The 391-nt window shown below is 66.5% G+C and carries 1 protein-coding gene; it reads right to left on the reverse strand.

Annotated elements, in window-relative coordinates; translation table 11 throughout:
• On the reverse strand, positions 1 to 391 hold a 391-nt coding region (locus tag MUU46_RS00040), incomplete at both ends, for a Sua5/YciO/YrdC/YwlC family protein (protein ID WP_258964436.1).

Below are 391 nucleotides of genomic sequence, written 5' to 3' on the forward strand. Positions count from 1 at the left end.
TGGTGTTCCAGTACCTGGCGCATTTCATAGGGATCGTTCAGCGGCTCGCCGCTGCCGGGCATGATCAGGCTCACGCTCATCAGCGGTTCGCCCAGTTCCTCCAGCAGCGCCCGGGCGATCGGACAGTTCGGCACGCGCAGGCCGATGGTGCGGCGCTTGGGGTGCAGGAGCATGCGCGGCACCTCGCGGGTGGCGCTGAGGATGAAGGTGTAGGGACCGGGGGTGTGCGCCTTGAGCAGGCGGAACAGGCCGGTGTCGACCTTGGCATAGACCCCCAGCTCGGAAAGGTCGCGGCAGACCAGGGTGAAGTTGTGCTTGTCGTCCAGTTGGCGGATGCGGCGGATGCGATCCACCGCGGTCTTTTCGCCGATGCGGCAGCCCAGGGCATAGG

It is taken from the genome of Scandinavium tedordense, from assembly GCF_024764965.1.
Classification (GTDB): Bacteria; Pseudomonadota; Gammaproteobacteria; order Enterobacterales; family Enterobacteriaceae; genus Scandinavium; species Scandinavium tedordense.